The sequence below is a fragment of the Mucilaginibacter mali genome (assembly GCF_013283875.1).
GTDB lineage: Bacteria > Bacteroidota > Bacteroidia > Sphingobacteriales > Sphingobacteriaceae > Mucilaginibacter > Mucilaginibacter mali.
The window spans coordinates 1,868,127-1,884,389 of sequence record NZ_CP054139.1; the positions used below are offsets into that span (position 1 = coordinate 1,868,127).

Annotated in this window: 18 protein-coding genes; 6 read left to right on the top strand and 12 right to left on the bottom strand. The window is 46.6% G+C overall.

Features of this window, described 5'->3' with window-relative positions; all coding sequences use genetic code 11:
• Nucleotides 1–64: 64 nt before the first annotated feature.
• From HQ865_RS07890 to HQ865_RS07900, 3 genes are read right to left on the bottom strand one after another with little or no spacing between them, the layout of a single operon-like run.
• Nucleotides 65–1,735, bottom strand: a complete 1,671-nt coding sequence (locus HQ865_RS07890; RefSeq protein WP_173414370.1) for a response regulator — start codon at nt 1,733–1,735, stop codon at nt 65–67.
• Nucleotides 1,716–2,363, bottom strand: coding sequence for a hypothetical protein (locus HQ865_RS07895; RefSeq protein ID WP_173414371.1), 648 nt, complete (start codon nt 2,361–2,363; stop codon nt 1,716–1,718). The genes HQ865_RS07890 and HQ865_RS07895 overlap by 20 nt, the downstream gene beginning before the upstream one ends.
• Nucleotides 2,364–2,378: 15 nt before the next feature.
• Nucleotides 2,379–2,843: a hypothetical protein gene (locus tag HQ865_RS07900; protein WP_173414372.1), complete on the bottom strand. Its 465-nt coding sequence runs from the start codon at nt 2,841–2,843 to the stop codon at nt 2,379–2,381.
• A gap of 214 nt (nt 2,844–3,057) precedes the next feature.
• On the opposite strand from HQ865_RS07900, the gene HQ865_RS07905 reads away from it, so the two are divergent.
• Nucleotides 3,058–5,010, top strand: coding sequence for a PAS domain-containing sensor histidine kinase (locus tag HQ865_RS07905; protein ID WP_173414373.1), 1,953 nt, complete (start codon nt 3,058–3,060; stop codon nt 5,008–5,010).
• A 207-nt stretch (nt 5,011–5,217) separates the two neighbouring features.
• Here the strand turns inward: HQ865_RS07905 and HQ865_RS07910 are convergent, their stop codons facing one another.
• Genes HQ865_RS07910 through HQ865_RS07920 form a run of 3 tightly spaced genes read right to left on the bottom strand, consistent with a single transcriptional unit; the run spans nt 5,218 to nt 7,352 of the window.
• Nucleotides 5,218–5,640, bottom strand: coding sequence for a type II toxin-antitoxin system VapC family toxin (locus HQ865_RS07910; protein ID WP_173414374.1), 423 nt, complete (start codon nt 5,638–5,640; stop codon nt 5,218–5,220).
• Nucleotides 5,630–5,890: a DUF6364 family protein gene (locus tag HQ865_RS07915; RefSeq protein ID WP_173414375.1), complete on the bottom strand. Its 261-nt coding sequence runs from the start codon at nt 5,888–5,890 to the stop codon at nt 5,630–5,632. The genes HQ865_RS07910 and HQ865_RS07915 overlap by 11 nt, the downstream gene beginning before the upstream one ends.
• Nucleotides 5,891–5,924: 34 nt before the next feature.
• Nucleotides 5,925–7,352, bottom strand: coding sequence for an ATP-dependent DNA helicase (locus tag HQ865_RS07920; protein ID WP_173414376.1), 1,428 nt, complete (start codon nt 7,350–7,352; stop codon nt 5,925–5,927).
• Nucleotides 7,353–7,419: 67 nt separating this feature from the next.
• On the opposite strand from HQ865_RS07920, the gene HQ865_RS07925 reads away from it, so the two are divergent.
• Together HQ865_RS07925 and rsmD are read left to right on the top strand one after the other, a co-directional pair.
• The gene (locus tag HQ865_RS07925; protein WP_173414377.1) at nt 7,420–8,205 is read left to right on the top strand and encodes a DUF3822 family protein; all 786 of its coding nucleotides are present in this window, start codon (nt 7,420–7,422) and stop codon (nt 8,203–8,205) included.
• Nucleotides 8,205–8,738 carry a 16S rRNA (guanine(966)-N(2))-methyltransferase RsmD gene (gene rsmD, locus HQ865_RS07930; protein WP_173414378.1) on the top strand — a complete coding sequence of 178 codons (534 nt, stop codon included), beginning with the start codon at nt 8,205–8,207 and terminating at the stop codon, nt 8,736–8,738. Before HQ865_RS07925 ends, rsmD begins: the two co-directional genes overlap by 1 nt.
• 127 nt (nt 8,739–8,865) lie before the next feature.
• Here rsmD and HQ865_RS07935 read toward each other — a convergent pair whose 3' ends face one another.
• The 3 genes from HQ865_RS07935 to HQ865_RS07945 form a co-directional block, all read right to left on the bottom strand.
• Nucleotides 8,866–9,399 (bottom strand): hypothetical protein, encoded by a 534-nt coding sequence (locus tag HQ865_RS07935; RefSeq protein ID WP_173414379.1) that lies wholly within the window; start codon nt 9,397–9,399, stop codon nt 8,866–8,868.
• A 26-nt stretch (nt 9,400–9,425) separates the two neighbouring features.
• A complete protein-coding gene (locus HQ865_RS07940) occupies nt 9,426–10,190 on the bottom strand; it encodes a C40 family peptidase (RefSeq protein WP_173414380.1) in 765 nt (254 codons plus the stop codon).
• A 111-nt stretch (nt 10,191–10,301) separates the two neighbouring features.
• Nucleotides 10,302–10,652, bottom strand: coding sequence for a 4Fe-4S dicluster domain-containing protein (locus tag HQ865_RS07945; RefSeq protein WP_173414381.1), 351 nt, complete (start codon nt 10,650–10,652; stop codon nt 10,302–10,304).
• A 102-nt stretch (nt 10,653–10,754) separates the two neighbouring features.
• On the opposite strand from HQ865_RS07945, the gene HQ865_RS07950 reads away from it, so the two are divergent.
• The 3 genes from HQ865_RS07950 (at nt 10,755) to HQ865_RS07960 (ending at nt 12,769) form a co-directional block, all read left to right on the top strand.
• Nucleotides 10,755–11,780 (top strand): acyl-CoA reductase, encoded by a 1,026-nt coding sequence (locus HQ865_RS07950; RefSeq protein WP_173414382.1) that lies wholly within the window; start codon nt 10,755–10,757, stop codon nt 11,778–11,780.
• 98 nt (nt 11,781–11,878) lie between these two features.
• Nucleotides 11,879–12,082, top strand: a complete 204-nt coding sequence (locus tag HQ865_RS07955) for a fructose-6-phosphate aldolase (protein ID WP_173414383.1) — start codon at nt 11,879–11,881, stop codon at nt 12,080–12,082.
• Between the two features lie 6 nt (nt 12,083–12,088).
• The gene (locus tag HQ865_RS07960; protein WP_173414384.1) at nt 12,089–12,769 is read left to right on the top strand and encodes a cell division ATP-binding protein FtsE; all 681 of its coding nucleotides are present in this window, start codon (nt 12,089–12,091) and stop codon (nt 12,767–12,769) included.
• Between the two features lie 59 nt (nt 12,770–12,828).
• Here HQ865_RS07960 and HQ865_RS07965 read toward each other — a convergent pair whose 3' ends face one another.
• From HQ865_RS07965 to HQ865_RS07975, 3 genes are all read right to left on the bottom strand, one after another.
• Complete coding sequence (locus tag HQ865_RS07965) at nt 12,829–13,440, bottom strand: TetR/AcrR family transcriptional regulator (RefSeq protein ID WP_173414385.1); 612 nt, start codon at nt 13,438–13,440, stop codon at nt 12,829–12,831.
• A gap of 166 nt (nt 13,441–13,606) precedes the next feature.
• A complete protein-coding gene (locus HQ865_RS07970) occupies nt 13,607–14,356 on the bottom strand; it encodes an SDR family oxidoreductase (RefSeq protein WP_173414386.1) in 750 nt (249 codons plus the stop codon).
• A 35-nt stretch (nt 14,357–14,391) separates the two neighbouring features.
• The gene (locus HQ865_RS07975) at nt 14,392–15,942 is read right to left on the bottom strand and encodes a DHA2 family efflux MFS transporter permease subunit (RefSeq protein ID WP_173414387.1); all 1,551 of its coding nucleotides are present in this window, start codon (nt 15,940–15,942) and stop codon (nt 14,392–14,394) included.
• Nucleotides 15,943–16,263: the final 321 nt, after the last annotated feature.

Sequence of the window (16,263 nt, forward strand, 5' to 3'; positions counted from 1 at the left end):
ATCGCGAAAGTTTCAAACTTCGGCCAGCCAGTATTAGAAAACTCACGATGACAGGTTGAGGAAATTAAACCGGCTCGTTTTGCTGATGCGCGGGCATATCCTGCAGCATAGCCATCAGGGCCTCGGGTTTCATGGGTTTGGCCAGGTAATTATCCACGCCGGCGGTGTAGCAGGCTTCGCGGTCGTCTACCATGGCAGCGGCGGTGGTGGCTATGATATAAGGTTGCTTGCTGTGGTTTTTCCGGATAAAGCGGGTAGCTTCCAGGCCGTCCACTTCGGGCATCTGGATGTCCATCAGTATCAGGTCGTAATAATGCTGGCCCGATCGCTGGATCACCTCGGTGCCGTTGGCGGCAAGGGTTGGCGAGTAGCCCAGCTTGTTAAGGATGGTCATGATCAGCTGCTGATCGGTCTCCATATCTTCGGCCACCAAAATATCCAGCGGGTGCCCGGCGGCGAAATTGTTGTTCAACAGTCCCTGCGCGCGCTTGCCCAATTCTTCCTGCTGTTGTTGCAGCATGGCCAGTATAGCGCGGTTTAGGTGCTGCTGCTTCACAGGCTTGGCCAGCACATCGCTAAACAGGCCCGGGTATTTCTTCTTGGTGTCGTCGCCAATGCTGCTCAGTAAAATCACCGGCAAATGCGGGTGGCTTTCCCTGATGGCTTGGGTAAGCTGCACGCCATCCATTACCGGCATGCGCATATCGGTAATCACGGCGTCTATATCGGTTGTGCTTAAAGCGTGCAGGGCTTCTTCTGCCGAGGCGGTGATGACCGGCTTCAGGCCCCATTGTTTTAGTTGTTGTTGCAGCAGGTGCCGGTTGATCTGGTTATCATCAACCACCAGTATCTTTTTATCTTCCACATCCAGTATACCCAACGTATCGGCAGGCGTTTTATGGTCGGCATTTACCTCACACAGCATGTCGAACCTGAAAGTAGAGCCCTCGCCCGGTTTGCTGGATACGCCGATCTCGCCGCCCATTAGGCCAACCAATCGCTGGCAGATGACCAGGCCCAGACCAGTGCCGCCATAATTGCGGGAAGTAGTACTATCGGCCTGCGAAAATGCCTGGAACAGGTTGCTCAGCTTATCGGCCGGGATGCCGATGCCGGTGTCGATCACCTCGAAGCCGATGGTGATATTATTGCCCTCGTTACGGCTGATGAGTTTAATATCGATAAAGATCTCGCCCTTGAAAGTGAACTTCATGGCGTTGCTCACCAGGTTGATGAGCACCTGCCTTAGGCGCAACCCGTCGGCAATTACCTGGGCGGGTATGCGGGGATCTATCTGGTACAGCAGGTCGAGATTTTTTTGACCCGCATGGCCGGCAAACATCTCCAGCACATCCTCTACACAGCCGCGCAGGTTAAACACGTGCGGGTCCATATCCATCTTGCCCGATTCGATCTTAGAGAAGTCGAGGATATCGTTTATCACACATAACAGGGCCTCGCCACTGTGAACGATGGCCTGTGTGTATTCCAGTTGTTCGGGGTTAAGTTCGGTTTCGCGCAACAGGCTGGCCATGCCCAGCACACCGTTAAGCGGCGTACGGATCTCATGGCTCATGGTGGCCAGGAAAAGGCTTTTGGCTTCGTTGGCATTTTTTTGGCGCAGCGCATCTAACTGCTTCCGGTAAATGACCACCAAAAAGCAAACCACAATGGTAAACGAACCCATCATGGCCATAATAACCAGTGCTACTATATTATCTTTTATCTCGCCCATAGCGTATCGCTACAAAAAACAACAGGTACATGATCAGTACAAAGGTATCATGTATATCCCATATAATTAACTTAATGTTCTTCGGCGCGCTTTTGCTGATCACGTTTGAGAAGATAAACTGGAACAGCGAACTGAAGAAGTACATTAAAAAACCGCCGGCTACCCATCGGCCCGGGTTATGGCCGGGGCCGTCTTTATCGCCGGGGTGCTGCCCGGCCAGGTATATGCCGCTGAACATGATGATGATGAGCGCCTCCAGCGGGCGGGTATAGGTATTAAACTCGTAAATGCTTTGCAGAAAGGTGAAGTTTAGCACGCATAACACCGGGTAGATGATCATAATGGGCATTATCCACCCGTCCATCCTTTTATTGGCAAAGGCATACTTGTAGTACAGCATTACCGCCAGCAATTCAAACATAGTATAAAAATGCAGCAGCGGCAAATTGTTCTGGCGGTGATTGGACATTATTACCGCCACAATATTTATCAGCAGCACCACAATCAGGTAACCCGTTAAGGTATGCAAGGCCTTATTAAGGCGCTTGTAATAAATAATGCCGGCAGTAATTGGTATCAATGTACTGCCGGGCACTATATATCCTTCGTAAAAACTGGATAGGGTCATTTACGTTATTTACAATTATACAGTAGGCGGATTGCTGTTATCGTACAGCGGGCTGGAAGGGTCGCAGCAATCAGGGCATGGTTTGGTGAAATCGTAAACGTTCGAGTCGTCAAAATCGCCGCCATCTGGTGATAAGGCCTCCATTTCAGAACCGGCTGGGATGTACATCAGGTCTTGCCCGTTAAAATAGCCCGGTGTGTCCTTTACCAATACCATTACAAATTTTACCTGGTTGGTTTCGGTTTCTTTAAATTCGTTTTCCAGGGTAAAATAGGCACGTACACCTAATAAAGAGTCGTCGTTTTCGCAGTATTTAGCCAGGTCCATAATATCGTTCCTTGAGATGTAAACGGCTTTAGGTACGGTTTTTACATCGGCAGAAAACGTTTCTTCCATAAATTTACGCCAGTAGGTTGTTTTGGCGATGGCGACATCCACAGGGATGATCACACGGGTAGAGTTAATGAGCGGGTTTGCCATTGTGATTTAATTTAATTTGATTACGATAAAAGTAATGTAATTCCCGGGAAAAAATAATGGCAGGTTAAAAGAAACCGCAATTAAAAAACAAATTATGCCGCAGGTAGGGGTGTTTAGTTACATAAGTTAACTGACAGATAAATGTTTATAATTTAAAACATTTTTAATGGTAATGATGTTAGGTTGTATTTAGCAGTCTGCCTGTAATAACATCATGAACCATACCACTAAGCCCCTAAGCGATAAACAGCTATTGGATGTTTTATCATTATATCAATACGGTATTGCCGTGCACATTGGTCCGGATAGCGTGATCCAGTACGCCAATGATGCCATGATAGCTATTTGGGGAAAAGACAGGAGCGTGATCGGCAAATCGCTGGAAGCGGCCCTGCCCGAACTGGAAGGCCAGCCTTTTATTGATATGTTTAAGCAGGTTTGGAACGAAGGTATTACCATATCCGGTACCGATACACCCGCCGATCTGATTGTTAACGGCACCTTACAGACGTTCTATTTCGATTTTGAATACCGGGCCGTTTTGGGCGATGATGGCAAAACCATGTGCATATTACATACTGCTACCGATGTTACGGCGCGTTATGAAAGCAAGAAACGCGAGCAAAACATGGCCGAAGAAGTATTGGCCATCAACGAAGAACTTTCCGCATCGAACGAGGAACTGCTGACCACTAACGAAGAATTGCTGGAGGCACACGAACAGCAACGCCTGCTTTACGAGGAATTGCAGCAAAGCAGCGCCCGTTTCCGCAGCATGGTGCAGCAGGCACCGATAGGGATCTGCATCATCCGCGCCGAAGACTTGTATATACAGGATGTGAACGATGCTTACCTTGAACTGGTAGGCCGTCATCGTAGCGAACTGGAAAATAAAACGATATGGGAGGCCATCCCCGAAGCCGCCGACGCGTACGCGCCGATTATGAGCGGAGTGATCGCCACAGGCATTGCCTTTGTTGCCAAAGAGCATGAGGTAGTGCTGGTGCGCAACGGGGTTCCCGAAGCTGTTTTTTTAGATTTTGTGTACGAACCTATTAAATATTACGAAGGCACGGCCGATGCCATTATGGTTTTGGTAATTGACGTTACTGAAAAGGTACTGGCCCGGAGAAGCATAGAAGAGGTGGAAGAACGCGTAAGGCTGGCGGTTGAAGCGGCAGAAATAGGGACCTACGATGTTGACCTGTTAAAGGGAACCTTATTAACATCAGGCAGGTATAACGAGATATTTGGGTTTGATAAGCCGGTGCCCCTGCAGATGCTGATAGACGCGATACACCCCGATGACAAGCAGATCAGGCAGGTGGCTTATGATGAAGCCATGAAGAACGGCAAGCTGTTTTACGAAGCCAGGATCATTCATCCTGATGGATCGGTACACTGGATCCGCGCACAGGGCAAGGTGGTTTATAAGGATGGTACCCCGGCCCGGATTTTAGGTACAGTGCTTGATATTACACGTGTGCAGCGCCTTAATCAACAAAAGGACGACTTTATCAGCATCGCCAGCCACGAGTTGAAGACCCCGATAACCAGTTTAAAGGCATCCCTGCAACTGATGGACCGGATGAAGGAAGCACCATCGCCGGATATGATGCCTAAACTGATTGAACAGGCCAACCGCAGTATGCAAAAGATCAGTTCGCTGATAGAGGACCTGCTGAATGTGAGCCGCGCCAACGAATCGAAGCTGAGCCTCAACAAAACCAACTTTACCGTTGCCGAACTGCTGAACAGCTGCTGCAGCCACATCAGGGCCGCCGGCAAATACCATATCATAGTAAAAGGCGATGACCAGGTAAAGATAAATGCTGATGAGCACGCTATAGACCAGGTGGTGGTTAACCTGGTAAACAATGCCGTTAAGTACGCCCCCGATTCGCTGATCGTTACCCTGGGCGTTGAAAAATTGGATGGCTCTGTAAAAATATCCGTTACCGATAAAGGCCCGGGCATTGCCAGCAATAAGATCCCGCACCTGTTCGATCGTTATTACCAGGGTGAGGTAGCCGGTTTCCAAAACTCGGGATTAGGGCTTGGCTTGTACATCAGCGCCGAAATTGTGAAGCGCCACGGTGGTAAGATAGGCGTGGATAGTGAAGTGGGTAAGGGCAGTACGTTTTGGTTTACCTTGCCGGTGGAGTAAGGTCTTAGATCTGCCCTCTGTTAAATTAATTAAGCAGGTTTGCCTTCAATCTTTTTTCCCGCAGCAAGTAGTTTATCTAAATATGCCCTTTCTTCTGTGTAGGTCATGTCTTTTATTTCAAGGCTAAAATCGTCTCTTATTTTTGACGCATTGTTTTTATGGCATCGAATATTTTTTCCTGTTGTTTAACTTTCGCAATCATAAAGCCTATTTGTAAATATTTTCAAAAAAATATTTTGCTGATACAACAGGCAACGATGGTGTTCCCTCTTTTTGAAAATCTTTATCTTCAGATATAACTATATCTAACTGATGACGCAAAGCACTGTAATATTGTAATGCGTCCTCAATATCATCAATTTTCGAGTGTAATGCCAATAAGGTTATTTCATGATCAATATCTATCACGGTGACATCTGCCAATACAATTAAAAGCATTTCTTTTGCTTTTGCACTGCCATACGATTTAGTAAGCCAATGACCCACTAAATGCACAATGGATGGTGTTATAAATGCTTTAACCCTGCCACTTACAACAAGATTAAATACTGCTTTGGCATTCTGGTAATTACTGCGGATCAATAAATAATCAAGCAGAACATTGGCATCAAGAAATATGTTAAAAACCATATTTTTTTGCCTGGTCTTCGTAAAACGCTTTCTTCAGATCAACAGGCAGCTCAATATCAGGTGCCTGCATTTCATTCATGTATTCAACGATATTTTTGTGTTTAACCGGTTTGGAAATATTTTTAAAATGATTTTCCACTAATGCTGATATGCTGATCTTTTTTGATTCCGCATAGGATTTTATATTTGCCAATATCGCTTCGTCGATAGTTAGATTGAGCCTTGCTTTCATGAAAATAAATATACGCATAAATATTAAAAAATGCGCATAATGAAAGATGTTTTTATTCCCGCTCCAACTTCGTCGCAAAAAACTGATCGCTAAAATTCACCAGGTACAACTCCTTAGTAGCCCGCGTGCAGGCAGTATAGAACCAGCGTAAAAAATCAGTATTCACCATTTCGTCGGTCAGGTAGCCCTGGTCAACAAAAACAGCATCCCACTGGCCGCCCTGGGCTTTGTGACAGGTAATGGCATAAGCAAATTTAATTTGCAGGGCATTGTAATAAGGGTTCAGTTTCAACTCGTCGTGCTTCGCCTTTTTGCTGGTGAGGTGTTCGTAATCTTTCATCACCTCCAAATAAAACTTCTTTTGGTCGATGGGTTGCAATGCCGGCGATTCGGAATACAACGTATCCATCAGCACCTTGCAGTTAATGGTGGTATCCTCGGTATAATCGGTCAGTTCTAGTTGTACATCAGCAAAGCGCATGCCGTACATCTCTTCAAAGCGGCGCACCTTGCGTATGCGGCCAATATCGCCATTGGCAATAAACCCGGTGCTCCCTTCTTCGTTCTCCTGCAGCCAAAAGTAATTGTTCTTCACGATCATCACCTGGTCGCCCCCGGTCAGTTCTTCCTCCCGAAAGAGGATCCTGCCGCGGATCTGCCGGTTATATAAATTAGCGTTCTTATTGCTGCGGCATATCACCAGCGTATTTTCATCGCTGTATTTGTTGTAAGCGTAATTAAGGCCCTCTTCCAACCGCTCGCTGGTCATACGGAAAACATCTTTATAACCTTTGGTAACGATGCTGGGCCGGTGTTCCTGTCCCTTGCGGATGATCTCGCGGATGCCGGTCACATTCAGTAAAATACCCGAATCCTTTTGCTGGCGCAAAACTTCGGTCAGCTCATATTTAAAAATCGTCAGGCCAAACTGGTCCTTCATTAGTTTGGGATCCAACGCCGGGCTATATTCCGATCCTACGGGTGGCAACTGCGCCGTATCGCCCACCAGCATCAGTTTGCAGTTGTTGGTGTTGTAAACGTAATTGACCAAATCGTGCAGCAGGGTCTCGCGGTTATTGCCGCTGATCTCGTCGGATATCATCGAGGCTTCATCAACAATAAACAACGTTTGCGATGCCATGTTATCGCCCAGCATAAAGGATTCATCCACATTTAACGCCGATTTTTTGCGATAGATGCGCTTGTGGATAGTAAACGCCTTTCGCCCCGAATAGCTGCTCATTACCTTGGCGGCCCTGCCGGTAGGGGCCAGCAGCACATATTTAAACTGGTAAAAGCGCAGCGCTTTCACTAATGCCCCAATAATGGTTGTTTTGCCCGTGCCGGCATAACCACGCAATATGAAGCATTCGTCGCCATCCTGGGATAGTAGGAATTTGTGCAGCAGGTCGAACAATTCGGCCTGCTGGGCGTTGGGCTGATGCGGAAAAGCCTGGTGTATATGGTTTGCTGAAGACACTAAGCAAAAATGGCGATTAGAAAATGAATGGTGCGTAAAAAATATTACTTTTGTTGATAACCCGTATATGAGCGAATACTCTTTTACCTACAAAAGCGACAGCTTTAGCGTGGCTAAGGCGCATGATAGCGTGCTTTTTATAAAAGCCTGTAAAGCCGAATTTTCGATACTGATTGCCGAAGATGGCCGATTGCTGGCCTGGAAGGATAAATGCGCGTTGGCCGATTTAGCCGGCGACGAAGACCTGGGCGAGATATTGACCGCGCCATTTAAAAAAGCAGTGGTAGGTTTAACACCCGAAGCGCTTACACTGGTACCAACCGAACTATACGATGCCGATAACGTTTTGGATTATGCCCGCTACCTTGATGTGAAGGCCGAAGACCGGGTATTTGCCAGTCAGTTGGATGCGGAGAACCAGGTGATCTGCCGTATAGACCACGCCGTTACCGACGCGCTGGCATCACGTTTTAACCTGCGCGATACCGTGCCCGCCTATCGCGGCTGGCTGGCGGCTATTGCCAAAGGCGAGCCGCTTAACCATGGTATTTATTTAGATGTAAATTGCGGACAGGTGACCATGGCCAACTTTAACGGTGGTAAACTGCGTTTTTATAATACCTTTTCGGTAAGCGATGTGAATGATATACTTTATTATGCGTTGTTTGTTACCCAGCAACTGGATCTGCAAGCCGATTATACATCACTTATTGTAAGCGGTGTTTGCCCGGCCAGCGATTTTGATAAGCTGAACGAGTTTTTCAGGATGGTGAAGTATAACGACCTGAAGGCTATTGATGTACCCATGGGCGTACCTGCACACCAGGTAATGGCCTTAGCATCGCTGGCCTGATGCGTATCATAGGCGGCCGTTTAAGGGGGCTGCGGTTAAACCCGCCGCAAAATCTGCCCGTGCGCCCAACTACCGATCTGGCCAAAGAAGCCCTGTTTAACATCCTGCAAAATCAAATTGATATAGAGGGCATTAAGGTGCTCGATTTGTTTAGCGGTACCGGCAATCTTTCGCTCGAATTTGCCTCGCGCGATGCGGCCGAAGTGATCTCGGTTGATAAAAGCATCCGTTGTGTGCATTATTTAAAAGATATGGCCAAACAGCATGGCCTGGAGCAGATAAAAACCTACAACGCCGATGTTTTCAAGTACCTGCAAATGGAAACGGAGGTTTACGACCTCATCTTCGCCGATCCGCCCTACGACCTGAGCCGCATCCCCGAGATCGTCAAGATCGTTTTCGAACGGAAGCTGTTATCGCCCGATGGTATCCTCATTGTAGAGCATCAAACCATGCAAAACCTCAGCAATCACCCGGCCTTTACCGAGCAGCGGAAATATGGGCATTCTTCGTTTTCGTTTTTTAGGGCTTAACCGTTAAGTTATTGCGAGGTACGAAGCAATCTCTATGTTGGGTCAGTTAGTGCTTTTATGAACGTTAGCCCGGCTCAATCGCCGCCGGTTGGGCTGTTACTTTTTCTTGATAAAAAGTAACCAAAAATCAAGACAGCAAAAATGCTTCCCTTGCCGCACAAGGCCACTGCCCTGCAAAACAAACAGAACCACAGGGCTGAACCTTGATGCCTCCGCTTCGCACGCTCGTACCCGCCGCTTCAGGCACCAAGCTAATGCCCTTTTCCGCACACAAGCCACCATTGTTCTGCTCGTTTTCGCCCGGAAGCCGTTTTGCTGTCGGAGTGGTGACGAAACAGCGCAGATTCTGGCAAATCCGAGCAGGGCAAAGCCCTGCTCGGATTTGCTTTACCTTTCTTCTTCCCGACAGCGGTTTGCTTCTGGCAAGATCAGGCAAAACGATGCTGGCCTGTGCGCAGGAAAGGGGAAGCGGATTTGCCTGATGCGGGCAAAGACCCTGTGCGGCAAGGGAAGCATTACCGATGTCTTGAATTTTTGCTACTTTTTTTTCAAGAAAAAAGTAGTAGGCCCCTGCGGCTATGAGCAGACTGACATTAATAAGAGCACAAACTGAACATAATCCATCCGCCGAACATACGTAGAGATTGTTTCGTGCTGGCAATCAAGTAGCGGGAAGCAAAGCGGTTTTTACACCATCCGCTTAATAATCCGCAACTTATGCGTATACTTCTTCAACTCGCCGGAGTAAATCCCCTGCATGTCAATCTTATCAATCTTCACCTTGCCCGAGGCATGAATAATTTGCTCATTGTTGAGCATAATACCAACGTGGGTAATGCGGCCCTCGTCGTTATCAAAAAAGGCAAGGTCGCCTAATTTGGCTTCCTGTAAAAAATCGACTACTTTGCCTTGTTCGGCTTGTAAATAAGCGTCGCGTTTAAGGGTGATGCCCTGCAGGCGGTATACGGCCTGGGAGAAGCCGGAACAGTCGATACCGAAGTGTGTGCGTCCGCCCCATAGGTAAGGCACATTTAAAAACGATTTGGCGGTGTTCAACAGATCACCTTTTTCGCCAATTTCGCCAATGATCTCGTAACGGTCATTACGGATATGGCATATGGTGCCCTCTAAAAACGAAAGCGAACTGCCAACTGGCAGGTACAGTACGCTGTTATTATTAGCAATGTTCCATGCCTGTGTTATCGGGCGGTAGGTGAGCGGAGTTTTTTTCTTTTGTAACGATTTATAGGCGGTTTGGCTCAGCGGCGCAAATTGCAGCCCGTTTATCCAGCCTTCGTAGCCATCCATAGTGGTAATAATGCGGGCCCATTCGCCCTGCCATTCCATAATTTCAAACGCTTCGCCAAACAATACCTGCGATACCATTTCAGCGCGCGATGCTGGTTCGGCACGCAGGGGGACTATCGCAAGGTTACAAATTCCATATTCCATAAAGTTGTAAAAATGCCCCTTATACGCAGGGAGATATCAATTGGTTATAACAAAAAAAGGAATGTAATTAATTACATTCCTTTTAATATCAAATACAATTATATGTAATTATTAGCTAATATGCAGCCAATCTTTTTTAGCCAGCAATTCTTCTTCAGTTTCGCGTACGTCTTCGTCGTCTACACAGCAGTCAACCGGGCAAACGGCGGCGCACTGTGGCTCATCGTGAAAGCCAACACACTCGGTACACTTATCCGGAACAATGTAATAAATATCATCGCTCAGGGCAGCCTGTGCTTCTTCAGCGTTAAGGGTGTTGCCATCGCCAAAATCAATAACGCCTTTAAGGGTGGTGCCGTCGCTAAAACGCCATGCGGCGCCGGCATCATATATGGCATTATTAGGGCATTCCGGCTCGCATGCCCCGCAGTTTATACATTCGTCGGTGATCTTGATCGCCATTTTTATAAAATATCTTAGATTCTAAATTATCTTTGCCTTATCAAATAAGAGCGCAAATATAACAAAAAATGAGTTACGGGGTTTTAAAACCTCAACATCAATATGTCAAAATTAAAAAAAGATCAAATTATACGGGCTTTCAAAGCTTTGGGGCAGCAATTAACAAGCCCTGATGAAGCCTTGTCGGCCCTCATCAATACCGAATTTCATCATAACGCCTGGTTTACGCCCGAGAATACACTCGGCGCAGTTACTGCCATCGGTCAATCCTTAAACGAGGCCGACCTGAACACCTGGCTAAATAAATATCCTGATCTTGAAAGTGGCGGCGGTAAAACAGTAGGGCTGATACTGGCCGGTAATATCCCGCTGGTAGGTGTGCACGATGTATTGTGCGTGCTGGCATCAGGTAACCAGGCGCTTATCAAAGCATCAACCCAGGATGCCCGTTTAATAAAGCAAGTACTGAAAACGCTGGTTGATATAGAACCTGCTTTTGCCGATAGCTTTATCTTTGTAGATCGTTTGGTTAATTTCGACGCCGTGATAGCTACCGGCAGCAACAATTCGTCGCGGTATTTTGAGTATTACTTTGGCAAGGTGCCAAACATTATCCGCAAAAACCGTAACAGCGTAGCTATACTGACGGGTAACGAAACCGCGGAGCAACTGAATAATTTAGGCAACGATATTTTCGATCATTTCGGTTTAGGATGCCGCAATGTATCTAAACTGTTGGTGCCGGAGGGATATAACTTCAATTTCTTTTTCGAATCGATAGAGAGTTACCAGCCCATTGCCAATCACCATAAATACAATAATAATTACGATTATAATAAGTCGATTTACCTGGTGAACGGCGATAAACATTTGGATAACGGCTTCCTGCTGCTAAAAGAGGACAAGAGGATGGCATCGCCGTTGGCAGTATTGTTTTTTGAGTATTACAAAGATGACCAGGCAGTTAACGATCTGCTATTGGCCGAAAGTGAAAATATCCAGTGTATCGTAAGTCAGATAAAGATGAACGTACCTAACCAGGTAGTAACCTTCGGGCAAAGCCAGCACCCGGCCCTGTGGGATTACGCTGATGGGATTGATACGATGGATTTCTTGTCAAATCTTTAAATAAACAATACATTTGAAAAGTGATCATGGTTCATAGATCATGGTTCATGGAAGCAAATCCGGCTATGAACTATGAACCATTAACCATGAACTAAAGAATGTACATTATAAAAGTTAAAGGCGTTGCCAAAATACCCGACTATGTGCAGCTGCGCGACGAGCAGTTTACGCTGCTGGCCTACTTTAGGGTTGACAGGCCCGAGAAGCATTTAGAAAAGGCGGGGCTGGGCGATAAGCAGGCATACATTATGGGTTTGGTTAAGGATTTGCCCTTTGGCCGTATTATAAAACTTGAGCTATAAATTACCATGATAGGAAATTCCATTATAAAATTACAGGGGGTAGACGTGTTTCAGCAGAAGCACCTGGTGTTGTCGAACGTTAATTTGCATATTGATAAAGGCGATTTTGTATGGCTGATCGGTCAGACAGGATCGGGCAAAAGTAGTTTGCTAAAGGTAATTTATGGCGATATCAGCATCCCTAACGGCGAGGGCCATGCCGGCGGTTACGATCTGCGTAACCTGGCTACCAAAGATGTGCCTTACCTGCGCCGTAAGCTGGGTATTGTTTTCCAGGATTTTCAATTGCTGACCGACCGCTCGATAGAAGAGAACCTGAGATTTGTAATGCGCGCAACCGGCTGGACGGATAAAAACCTGATCACCGAGCGTATACTGGATGTGCTGGAAAAAGTTGGCCTGCGCAGCAAAGTGAAGAAAATGCCGCACGAACTTTCAGGCGGCGAACAGCAACGTGTGGTAATTGCCCGCGCCCTGCTGAATGACCCCGAAATTATCCTGGCCGATGAACCAACCGGTAACCTCGATCCGGATACATCCGAAGAGATTGTAATGCTGCTGAAACAGATCAGCCAATCAGGTACCGCGGTACTAATTGCTACACACGATTATCATATCATCCGTACCTTCCCATCGCGCATTATTAAGTGCGAAAACGGTAAGGTGCTGGAGGATGTGGAGATATAAGTTAAAAGTCTAAAGTCAAAAAAATAAAAAGTCATGCCGAACTTGTTTCGGCATGACTTTTATAATTGAACCTTCAACCCGTCGATCAGCGCCGTTACGGTTTTCAGTATCGTATCTAAACTGGTAGGGTTGTTAGTTATTTTTGATATCATCACGCCCCCTTCAATCAGGGCAATAATAGATAAGGCCGTTTGCTCCTGGTCAATATCATGCCTGAATTCGCCTGCTGCAATGCCGGCTTTTACCAGGTTGATGATGCTGTTCTTCCAGTTCAATATCGCTCCGGCCGCCTTATCACGTAGCGGGCCGTTGGTATCATCGGCTTCAATGGCAGTGTTCAGCACCGGGCAACCACCCTTCACAAAGCCCGATTTGCGGGTAAAACTATGATAAACCGTTGCGTACACCATCAGTTTATCATGATAGGTTTTCGCCTGGTTTACCTTATCTACAATTATCTTTTTAATGTAGCCATGGTTATGATCAAACGCGGCCAGCGCCACTTCCTCCTTATTTTCAAAATTACCGTAAATGCTGCCCTTGGTAAGCCCGGTAGCCTCGGTAATGTCGGACATGGAGGTACCCTCGTAGCCCTTTGTATTAAAAATAGGCGCCGTAGTTTCGATAATAAACTGCCGGGTGCGTTCGGCTTTTGATAATGTTTTGCTCATGATATGTAAATATACCAAAAGGTATTTGTTGTGAGAAATTTAACCACAGAGGACACGGAGGTTTCACAGAGAACACAGAGGCTTTTCTAAAATATTGAAAATTATCTCTGTGTCCTCTGTGATTTTTTCTCTGTGTTCTCCGTGGTTAATTTAACCACAAACGAAATTAATTCCCCCTCGCCTGGTTCATCGCATAAAATGCGTCTTCGGGTTTAGTGCGTGATAGTTCATATATGGCCGCTGTTTTGCCGGTATGGATCTCATAGATGTCGTTTTCAAACGCTTCTACCAGGCTGTCCGCAACTTCAGCGGGAGGGATGCCATTCGCGCCACCTATCGCGCTGGAAAATTCGGTATTAACCAACGGCGGCATCAACTCAAATACTTTAACAGCAGTTGTTTTGCCCAGTACATATCTTAACGATTGGCTGTACGAATGTAGCGCTGCTTTGCTTGCACTATAAGTAGGGATGCCGCTGTTGGGTACAAATGCGGCTATAGATGATACGTTAACTATCGCGGCCTCTTTCGATGCTTTAAGTAGTGGCAATAACTTTTCATTAAGATTGATGATGGCCAGGTAGTTGGTTTGGATCTCTGCTGCTGCTTTGGCGGCAATATCGCTATCCTCGTCTAATTTGTAATAGCTGGCCTGGCCTGCGTTGTTGATCAGGATATCCAGCCCGCCGAAATTATCCGACAGGTATTTCTCCAGTTTAGCCACGTCACCAGCATTATTTACATCAGTTGCGATGTAATGCACACCATTCAACGTTTCTGTCGCCTTTTTTAGTTTTTCTTCTGTGCGACCGGTAATGATCACTTTATTGCCTTTGGCTAACAATTGTTTGGCAATTTCTAAACCTATACCCGAGCCACCACCGGTAACCAGGATCGTTTTGTTGTTAATATTCATGATATTGATTTTTAATTGTTTATATATTTTAATAATTAATGATCGGACACAATAACTGCCGGTCTTTTCACCGGCGATCTCTTAATCACAAACAGCAGCAGCGGCAAAGCCAATGCGAATAGCAGGCCGATGAGCAAAAAGGCATCGAGATAACTTAACAGGGTCGATTGCTTTACTACCGACAGATCTATCAGGCCCATGGCCTTGTGTTTAGCATCTATCAAACTGATGCCCTTACTTTGGAAGTAGTTGGTATAGCCGTTCAACCTACTGGCGGTTGCCGGGTCGGCAGCAGTGATGTTGGTGATCAGGTCGGTACGGTGCAGGGCGAAACGCCTTGCGCTATAGGTGTTTACAATAGATATCCCGAACGAGCCGCCCAACTGCCGCATCATATTGTTAAGCGCGGCACCCTGGGGGATGTCTTTAGGATCTAAGGATGATACGGCCAGTGAAGTAAGCGGCACCGTTAAACAAGCCATCCCGATGGCCCTGAAAATGAGGTTAACACTGATAGCCCCTGCGGATACTTCGGTATTAATTTGGCTCATGTTCCAGCTAAACAGCATAAACATGCCGAACCCGGCGGCTACGATCAGTATGGGGGATATGCCGGCCTGTAATAGTTTTCCGGCTGTCATTAGCGCAAACAGCGCCAGTATAGCCCCTGGCAGTAGCAACAGGCCGCTTTCGGTAGGGGTGAAGCCCAATAAACGCTGCGCGATAACCGGTACAAGGAATATGGAGGTGAACATGCCGATCCCCGTAACAAAGGTGAGCACCGCCGCCACACTTAACGATTTGCTTTTCAGCACCCGCAGGTTAACCACCGGGTTAGGCACCCGCAATTCCCAAAATATAAAGGCGGTAAGCGAAATGATAGCGATAATGGTAAATACCACGATATATCCTGTGGCAAACCAGTCCTCGGTTTCGCCACGCTCCAGCACGGTTTGCAGGGTGCCCACACCAATAGCCAGCAGTGCTATGCCGGTCCAGTCTACCGCGCTTGCTTTGGGTTTAACAGGTGGCTCGGTAAGCAGAAAGTAGCAAGAAATAGCTGTGGCGATACCCAGCGGGATGTTGATGTAAAAGATCCATGGCCACGAATAGTTTTCGGTGATATAGCCACCCAAAGTTGGGCCAATGGTTGGCCCGATAAACACACCGATACCAAATATAGCGCTGGCAATGCCTTGCTTTTCTTTAGGGAATACCTCAAACATTACCGCCTGTGATACAGACAGCAAGGCCCCGCCACCGATGCCCTGCAAAAAGCGGAAGAACACCAGCACCCAGATATTATCGGCATTGCCGCACATGAACGAACAAAAGGTAAACAGCACAATAGACCCGATATAATAATTGCGCCTGCCCAAATTGGCAGTTAGGAAGCTGGTGATGGGGATGATAATTACGTTGGCGATGGCATAAGAAGTGATCACCCAACTGGTATCCTCGATAGTAGCGCCCAAATTACCGCTCATGTGCGACAGGGCAACGTTTACGATAGAAATATCTATCAACTCCATTACCGCGGCGCAAAGCACGGTTAGTATCAGTAATCTTCGTTTGATCGGGTCCATATTGCTTTATTTAATACCAATCGGTATATTTATAATCAAAAATATAACCGGCAAACCGGTTGTTGTTTCTTTGAAAATGTGGACAAATGTAATATCTAAAATATACCAAATGGTATTTTGATTGTCATAAAATACTCTTCCAATTGCGGAGAACAAAGCAATCCCGAACTATGCAAGGCCGCTCTTTGGGTGTGCGATTGCTTCGTGCCCCAATGACAAGGTGGATTATACGACAAAAGAGGCGCTGATGCGCCTCTTTTGTCGTAATCTCTAATCTCTAATCTCTAATCTCTAATCTCTAATCTCTAATCTCTAATCTCT

Excerpts from the sequence above, each read along its gene's own strand:
- HQ865_RS07960 (WP_173414384.1), top strand. The coding sequence starts at position 12,089 with ATGATAGGAAATTCCATTATAAAATTACAGGGGGTAGACGTGTTTCAG.
- HQ865_RS07975 (WP_173414387.1), bottom strand. The coding sequence starts at position 15,942 with ATGGACCCGATCAAACGAAGATTACTGATACTAACCGTGCTTTGCGCC.
- HQ865_RS07940 (WP_173414380.1), bottom strand. The coding sequence starts at position 10,190 with ATGGAATATGGAATTTGTAACCTTGCGATAGTCCCCCTGCGTGCCGAA.
- HQ865_RS07945 (WP_173414381.1), bottom strand. The coding sequence starts at position 10,652 with ATGGCGATCAAGATCACCGACGAATGTATAAACTGCGGGGCATGCGAG.
- HQ865_RS07970 (WP_173414386.1), bottom strand. The coding sequence starts at position 14,356 with ATGAATATTAACAACAAAACGATCCTGGTTACCGGTGGTGGCTCGGGT.
- HQ865_RS07890 (WP_173414370.1), bottom strand. The coding sequence starts at position 1,735 with ATGGGCGAGATAAAAGATAATATAGTAGCACTGGTTATTATGGCCATG.
- HQ865_RS07925 (WP_173414377.1), top strand. The coding sequence starts at position 7,420 with ATGAGCGAATACTCTTTTACCTACAAAAGCGACAGCTTTAGCGTGGCT.
- HQ865_RS07910 (WP_173414374.1), bottom strand. The coding sequence starts at position 5,640 with ATGGTTTTTAACATATTTCTTGATGCCAATGTTCTGCTTGATTATTTA.
- HQ865_RS07905 (WP_173414373.1), top strand. The coding sequence starts at position 3,058 with ATGAACCATACCACTAAGCCCCTAAGCGATAAACAGCTATTGGATGTT.
- HQ865_RS07915 (WP_173414375.1), bottom strand. The coding sequence starts at position 5,890 with ATGCGTATATTTATTTTCATGAAAGCAAGGCTCAATCTAACTATCGAC.
- HQ865_RS07895 (WP_173414371.1), bottom strand. The coding sequence starts at position 2,363 with ATGACCCTATCCAGTTTTTACGAAGGATATATAGTGCCCGGCAGTACA.
- HQ865_RS07950 (WP_173414382.1), top strand. The coding sequence starts at position 10,755 with ATGTCAAAATTAAAAAAAGATCAAATTATACGGGCTTTCAAAGCTTTG.
- HQ865_RS07955 (WP_173414383.1), top strand. The coding sequence starts at position 11,879 with ATGTACATTATAAAAGTTAAAGGCGTTGCCAAAATACCCGACTATGTG.
- rsmD (WP_173414378.1), top strand. The coding sequence starts at position 8,205 with ATGCGTATCATAGGCGGCCGTTTAAGGGGGCTGCGGTTAAACCCGCCG.
- HQ865_RS07900 (WP_173414372.1), bottom strand. The coding sequence starts at position 2,843 with ATGGCAAACCCGCTCATTAACTCTACCCGTGTGATCATCCCTGTGGAT.
- HQ865_RS07965 (WP_173414385.1), bottom strand. The coding sequence starts at position 13,440 with ATGAGCAAAACATTATCAAAAGCCGAACGCACCCGGCAGTTTATTATC.